Source organism: Intestinirhabdus alba (genome assembly GCF_009711095.1).
In the GTDB taxonomy this organism is placed as follows: domain Bacteria; phylum Pseudomonadota; class Gammaproteobacteria; order Enterobacterales; family Enterobacteriaceae; genus Intestinirhabdus; species Intestinirhabdus alba.
In genome coordinates this window covers 1-7,140 of record NZ_WMJZ01000066.1, presented here as the reverse complement: position 1 = coordinate 7,140, position 7,140 = coordinate 1, and the positions used below count along the sequence as shown (strand labels likewise).

General features: G+C 49.5%; 5 protein-coding genes. All 5 read right to left on the bottom strand.

Annotated features, from left to right (window positions below; translation table 11 throughout):
• Positions 1–81: 81 nt before the first annotated feature.
• Positions 82–570, bottom strand: coding sequence for a bactofilin family protein (locus GJV78_RS21965; RefSeq protein ID WP_209439278.1), 489 nt, complete (start codon positions 568–570; stop codon positions 82–84).
• Positions 571–966: 396 nt separating this feature from the next.
• The gene (locus tag GJV78_RS21960; protein ID WP_155110214.1) at positions 967–1,167 is read right to left on the bottom strand and encodes a hypothetical protein; all 201 of its coding nucleotides are present in this window, start codon (positions 1,165–1,167) and stop codon (positions 967–969) included.
• Between the two features lie 118 nt (positions 1,168–1,285).
• Positions 1,286–1,939, bottom strand: coding sequence for a helix-turn-helix transcriptional regulator (locus GJV78_RS21955; protein ID WP_155110213.1), 654 nt, complete (start codon positions 1,937–1,939; stop codon positions 1,286–1,288).
• 937 nt (positions 1,940–2,876) lie between these two features.
• Positions 2,877–3,287, bottom strand: coding sequence for a hypothetical protein (locus GJV78_RS23830; RefSeq protein WP_230979213.1), 411 nt, complete (start codon positions 3,285–3,287; stop codon positions 2,877–2,879).
• A gap of 1,734 nt (positions 3,288–5,021) precedes the next feature.
• On the bottom strand, positions 5,022–7,140 hold a 2,119-nt coding region (locus GJV78_RS21945; protein ID WP_155110212.1), incomplete at its 5' end, for a carboxypeptidase-like regulatory domain-containing protein.

Genomic DNA, 7,140 nt, shown 5'->3' with positions numbered 1-7,140 from the left:
TGTATATTACTGGAATGACACAGAATTTCTAACACTCCCTTTTTACTGGCGCAAAGCCCCACGGTAAGTCTTTGCAGAGGGCTATCGCCCGGACTGCGCTTTCTGCGCCGGCGAGGTTTCTGCCGCTTTGCCCGGCAGGGAATGGCCGGAAAAAACCGCCCCTTTTTCGATTACCAGCCCCGCGGTACAGATATCGCCTTCCGCCTGCGCCTTTTCCTGCAGCGTCACGCTGTGGGCGTCGCAGCGACCCGTAATCTTTCCGTTAATGACGATAAGCTTCGCCTGTATATCCCCTTTGACCTGGCCGCCCTCGGCAATATTTACCCGGTTGTGACAGACGATATTGCCCTCCACAACGCCCTCGACAACAATATTGCCCTCCACGGTAAGGACGCCCGTCATAACCGTTCCATAGGCAATCAGCGTATCGCTACAGTTCGCTTTCTTTTCTACGCCGTCAGCCGCCGCATCCGGCCCCTTATTCTCTTCGGCGCGCGTCTCCGGCACCGCCGCCATTTTTTTCGTTTCTTTTGCCGGCTGGCTATTTTTATTGCGTTTTAATATTTTCATGACTATTCGCATTCCTGTCCACAGCAGGCTTCCCCCCGTTATAAGGTTAACGGTGATAAAGATAGCCGTATGCTCTTTGAATAAGATATCTGCCTTTCCCGTTTTAACGACCAGCCATATGACCAGGCCGATGCCCCATAGCCCCCAGAGCAGCCATAACGCGCTATAACACCCTCTCTGCGGCTCCGGCTGCAGCGATTTTTTGTGCTGGCTTACACTTCGATCGTCGCCCCGGTGAATAATTGCTGTTTTCCCGTCCATGCCTCAGACTGCCCGTACGCTGACGCTATTCAGGATCGCTCGTCGCATTTTTCTCTGTTATCCGAATATTTTCAGCGATAAAACCTGGATGTATCGCGCCGACGGAGATCGCATCGGCGCTATAAAAGTGACGGCTTAATCGCTATATATTCTGTCAAGCGCGATATCCATCTCAGTGACCTCATCAATGATGATATTGATGGTTTTACCTCCTGCCTTACCATCGTTAATCTTCACGACAATATCCACATCTCCGCCATATGTCACAACGAGCTGTTTGATTTCCGCCAGCATTGCCTTTAGCTCTGCCTCCTGTAAATTCAGCACCTCATCCACGGCCCCCCCTTATTTTTCATGATATAACGCGAGGTTAATATGAAAAACCGCATCAATAATTGTAGAGTATAAAAAGCGACCTTCCTTCTCTGTGACGCAAGGTAAATTTCATCGTCCGTCAGAGCATTCCCGCTCGAGGCAGCCGTTTTATAGGGCACTTAAACTTCTTCTCTATTTTACTCTTATTGGCGTATATCGCATTGACGCTGGTCTGACAGAAGGTTGCCATTCGCTTCGGTGATACGCCCCGGTAGAGCAGACGAAGTATGGCAAATTCATTAATCGTAATGCGCTGCATGTCATTTTTAGGATAAATGATATTCCCACTACTAATAGATATAAGTTTTCTGATTATCTGCGAAATAGTATCTTCCGCATAAATAATTCCTCCAGAGATCTCCAGCGTTCTCATTTGGTCGAACCAGTAGTTAGCAAAAGGTGCCATCGATGAATCAGTGATGAAAATGACAGTTGAATCCTTAAAGTCCCACAGCCAGCTGTCAGAGATAAAATATTCAAAATTATTTATTGAAAAATCAATGAATACAACAGGTTTACTTTCTACAGTGCGTAACTCATGCAGAGAAAGCTTTTCAATAAGCGTGCTTACCCCCAGGTACAGCCAGGTATTAGTTGCAGGCCAGATGCAGTAGGTCGTTGGCGATTGAGACTGGCTTTCAGAAAGCCGGCGTCGGCATGTAAGCCAGTTACTATAGGTACATTTATTCTCACAACCGAAACAACATACTGTATTAGCCTCGCTATTTAGCATATTGACTCCTTCTTTATCTGCTATTCCGTTTGTCTGTGTGTGATAATCTTTGCATATTATTTAAAATTTAAAGACAGCCTTTTCACATTTATTTTATATTCATATTGGCAACGACATTATCTAACCCCCTCACCTTCGAAGTTATCTCCTGTTACGGATTGTTGCTATACGTCATTAAAACGACTCCGGCCCGAACCAGTGATGAAATGAAGCTGATTGAGATACTTTTGTTTTGGCCTAATATCAGTGTTATTTAGATATATTTTAAACGCTTTGCGGCAGCCTCTTTTGGGCTATTTTATTTAACATTGAGAATCAGGGTTGCCCCCGTCAAAACGCCTGTATATTGTCTACTCAACAAGGACAGGGTCTCCAGGGTAAGCCCGGCAAACCAACCTCGCATACTCCAGAATCAATGCACAACCTGCAGTCGAACGATCAGCGCCAGAAATATCCTCAGTTAACAGCTATACGGCAACATTTGCGACAATCCCGGCATCGCCTCCTGGAGCAATAGCCTGGAATGACTTTTAGATTGTATACCCGTCATACTTCAAGTTACATGTGTGTTGGCTTTATTCGGCCCTGGGGCCTCACCCTGAAGGGCCGCCGCCAGCGGCGTTCAAATCAGCTTAGCTGATTTGTCCTCGCTCACCCCAGTCACTTACTCCAGTAAGCTCCTGGGGATTCTCTGCGTCGCCGCCTTCCTGCAACTCGAATTATTTAGGGTATATACACTCCGCTATGCTTCCGGAAATTAATGAAAGACATTACCATCCCTCACTGAAAGCACTCTGTGACCGGGCAAATTCTTTGCTGACAAATGCGCAATGAAGGACGTCCCTGTCCCTCACGGGGGTAGCCAGCGGTTGTACAAACCACTTTGCACTTTGTCATGCAACGCGAACTACTCAGGATATTGATCCACAATTTCCTTTCAGATTTTTGAAATCGTGTTCATCCGATTACGAATTTCAATAAACGTCTGGCTTTTTACCCGATCGCAAATCAGGTTCAGCTTATCGTTCAGGGTCAGGGTCATAACCTCCTGCGGATCTTTTTCCATCAGCTCCCGGTTTTCATTGTAATAACTGTAGGAAGCATTAATCGCGTCAAACTGCGATCGATACAGGGTAAACGCCGTCGGATTGAGCTTCTTCAGCAGATCAAAATTATCCGTACACTGCCGACTCTCCGTTTTGGCTGCCGTAGCCCCCTGCACGGCGGCAGGTGAGGGCGTATTACGCACCTTTTTCTTAGCGGAGGTCGCATTGCATCCAGAAAGTGAAACCGCAACGGCAATCAGAATTGCGGGTAATAACGCAGTTTTTTTAAATATCTCGTACATATTTACATCCTTAAAATTAAACATCTCTAATTAATTTGAAGAGCAAAAAAACCGGTCTCTGACAGAAACAAGGTTTACTCTCCCCGGCTGTTTTGACGGCAGTGGATAATTAATAATGGAATAAGCGGCACCCTGTTATAAAGCAATGCTAATACGCCACAGATAAAAACAGCCGATATACCCGTCATACTTCAGACTGCATGTGCGTTGGCCTTTGGTTACTTGTCTCATCCATGACGACTCGCCCTGATGGGCCACCGCGTAGCGTTCATTCTGTTCCGGACAAATTTGTTACTCACCCGGTCACATCATTCGCTATGCTCCCGGGGATGAATGTGAAACATCCTGTCCCTCGCCTGACGAATTGGTTGCTCGCTTGCCGCATAATTCGGCCTGAGGACCTCCCCCTTCGGGGCCAGCTCTGGAGCTGTTCAAAACGCGCTGCGTTTTGTCCTGCAACTCGAATTATTTAGGGTATAGCAAGAAGCGCTCATCGCCTTTCTGGCTGCACTGATACTGGGCAACAAGTTTATCCGAGTCATTCATTAGCCTTGCTCCGTCGCGTTTCCGCCAACCTTAAAGAGGAAGGCGCGGGCACCGTTCAAAAGGCTCCCTTTGCTCTGCATTACGCAATAACATCTTTATACCCGTCATACTTCAGGTTGCATGTGCGTTGGCTTTATTCGGCCCGGGGGCCTCACCCTGAAGGGCCGCCGCCAGCGGCGTTCAAATCAGCTAAACTGATTTGTCCTCGCTCACCCCAGTCACTTACTCCAGTAAGCTCCCGGGGATTCACTGCGTCGCCGCGTGATTCGGCCTGAGGGCCTCACCCCTTCGGGGCCAGCCCAGGGGCTGTTCAAAACGCGCTGCGTTTTGTCCTGCAACTCGAATTATTTAGGGCATATACCCGGCACCTCACATTATTTTTCTGTCATCTGCGCCATATCGTTGTTCAGTAAATAAGATACTGCAGCAGACAGAGCGAATATAAACCATATTATTTGCCGGGGACAGTCGAACACATCATCGGCGGAATGGTGGAAAATGTCCGGAAACGGACAAAAGAAAAATTTAGTCATTATCTGATTGGCAAACAGACAGAATAAACAGCTATTTAAAAAGAGAAGGCAGAATTAAATATCACAACACCCCCCAAAATGAGGAAATGACATGACAGCCCCCCTTTTTACAGCGAGCGTCACGTTACAGAGGAAAACTAAGAATATAATAATATTTCAGGTAAAATTCTCATATATAAATACATAAAATCCGAAATATCCTGCCGACCACTCCCTTCGGTAAAGGCAGCTACAAATGAGCAAATTTTATAACACGTAGCCCTGGCAGACGGATAAAATTATCTCGGCAGCCTAAAAGAGGTGATTTGAATTGTCGTCAAAAGAGATTTGCGAAAGATGGGCATTGCGGCTGGCCGGACCAATTTACCGGAATAACTGACATAATCTGTGGGAGCCGACGGCCACACCTCCAACCATATTACCTTTACTCCAGCGACCTTCCGCAACGGCCGACATCTGTGCACTTTATTTGTTAATAACCTTATAAAAATAACCCACCTGCATTTATGCCATTTAACATATACAGGCGGGTTATATCAGAAAGGTTTACGTTATAGCTATCTGTTCAGCCTTCTGCATGTGGGCTATAAGCCCACATGCACTGAGCGAACGGCAGATAAAATAACTATCCTTTACAACTTAATACTGCCAAACGCTATTTTTTTATTCCAATAGAGCGGCTGGTAGCCCCGCCATACCAACTCTCTCTTTCCTCACAGTTGATTGCATTATCTTTCACTACTGAGATCTGATTTCCGCTCCTGGTGATCGTCAGCACCTGTTTATAGTGATACAGTGCTCCACAGAGAGTGATCGTACTTACATCTTTCGCAGACGCTCTGCGGGTTACCGGATCGATCACATAGGGCTTCACCGTGACCGTATGATTTCGCGCACCAGTACTATAAGGCATTACCAAATATTTCCATTTTGACCCTGTAGAAGATTTTCGTATCGTGGTAACCTCTCCTCCGTTACTACCTGTCTTGTCGTCCCTGTCCCAGGACATACCGTACTTTTCTTTCCCTTCTTCAACGTCATATGGTCTCTTAAAACCAGCCATCTTTTCCAGAGCGACATCATATAACGCAACATCAACATCAGAACTTGGTGCCCAGGTGGTATGAATAACCACGATATCGTTCGCAAATATTTCAGGTATCATTGCAATCTTCCGAGCCTCGGTGGCCAGATCGCTTGTCGTCAGGTCGGTATCCAGATACCCTGCTGCGCTGGCCTTGATCGTATACTCCCCTTCCGCAATCCTGATACTGAAATTACCTTTGAGATCCGACGTTGTGGAATCTATCGTGGCCTCCCCCTCTGTAATAGTAATACTGGCGTTTTTAATCCCTGTATCAGTTGTTATATCCGTGACCACGCCGCTGATCACAACCATTCTTTTTACCACAAGAGGTTTGGCTTCAGCCGTCTTGCCGTTGACCGTGGCCGTCAGGATATGTGTCCCCTTAATCGTCATGGCCAGCGCAGATGAGGTATATTTGCCGATATCGCTCCCGGTGGCTTCCGTCCAGCTCAGGCCGGTGGCCGTCTGACCGGCGATATTACTCGCTATCGCAATATCACTGTTCGTCAGCCCCGTCACCCGGTTGCCGTATTGATCCGTGGCCACAATACTCAGCACAACGTCCTCTCCCTCTTCTATTGCGACATCAGCCGGCTCCGTGGTCAGGGTAATCGCGCTTACGTATTCCTTACCGCTGAGGTTAGCAACGTTTACCCGCGCCTTGTCAGAGTTCTTGAGGTTCACCGTCGCCATCAGCAGATGTTCCCCGGCGATTGTCATCACCAGTCGAGATGAGGTATAGACGCCCGCGTCACCCTCCGTCCAGCTCAGTCCCGAGAGATCCTGGCCTGGCTTCGCGCCGCTTATGGCGATATCGCTACCGGAAAGCCCGGTCACGCCGTTGCCGTATGCATCCGTCAGCGTCACCTCCAGCACCGTGGTTTCATCTACCTTCAGCGCGCCAGGTTCCGCCTTCAGGGTCACCCTGTTCACCACGCTGACCACATTGGGCTGGGCCACGATTACCGGCACCACGTTCGACGTTTTAGTATTTACCGTTGCCTGCAGCTGATGCGTCCCCGCTTTCGTCATCGTCAGGGCGGTTGAGGTGTAGACGCCTGCGTCTCCCTCGCTCCAGCTCAGCCCCGACACCTCCTGGCCCGCCAGCGCGCCGCTAATGGCGATATCGCTGCCGGAAAGCCCGGTCACGCCGTTGCCGTATGCATCCGTCAGCGTCACCGTCAGCTCCGTGGTTTCACCCACCACCAACTGGCTGACGCTCGCCGCCAGGGCCACGCTGTTCACCACGCTGACCACATTGGGCTGGGCCACGGTGACCGGCACCTCGCCAGACTCCTTGTGGTTCACCGTCGCCTTCAGTCGATGCGTCCCCGCTTTCGTCATCGTCAGCTCTGCCTTGTAGACGCCGGTACTGCTCTCCTCCCAGCTCAGCCCCGACACGTTCTGGCCTTCCAGCGCGCCGCTAAGGGCGATATCGCTGCCGGAAAGTCCGGTCACGCCGTTGCCATACCGGTCCTTAACCGTCACCTTCAGCACCGTGTTTTCCCCCACCTTCAGCGCTTCCCTGCTCGCCTCCAGGGTGACGCTGTCTGCCGCATCGACGCTGTTCAGCGCGCTAACAATCACCTCCACAGGCGCGGAGTCCTGAGCATTCACCGTCGCACGCAACGGGTGCGTACCGGCTATCGTCATCGTCAGCGCTGAGGCGGTGTAGACGCCCGCGTCG

Bases quoted from the DNA above. Each gene is read 5' to 3' on its own strand.
- GJV78_RS21965 (WP_209439278.1), bottom strand. From the start codon at position 570: ATGAAAATATTAAAACGCAATAAAAATAGCCAGCCGGCAAAAGAAACG.
- GJV78_RS21955 (WP_155110213.1), bottom strand. From the start codon at position 1,939: ATGCTAAATAGCGAGGCTAATACAGTATGTTGTTTCGGTTGTGAGAAT.
- GJV78_RS23830 (WP_230979213.1), bottom strand. From the start codon at position 3,287: ATGTACGAGATATTTAAAAAAACTGCGTTATTACCCGCAATTCTGATT.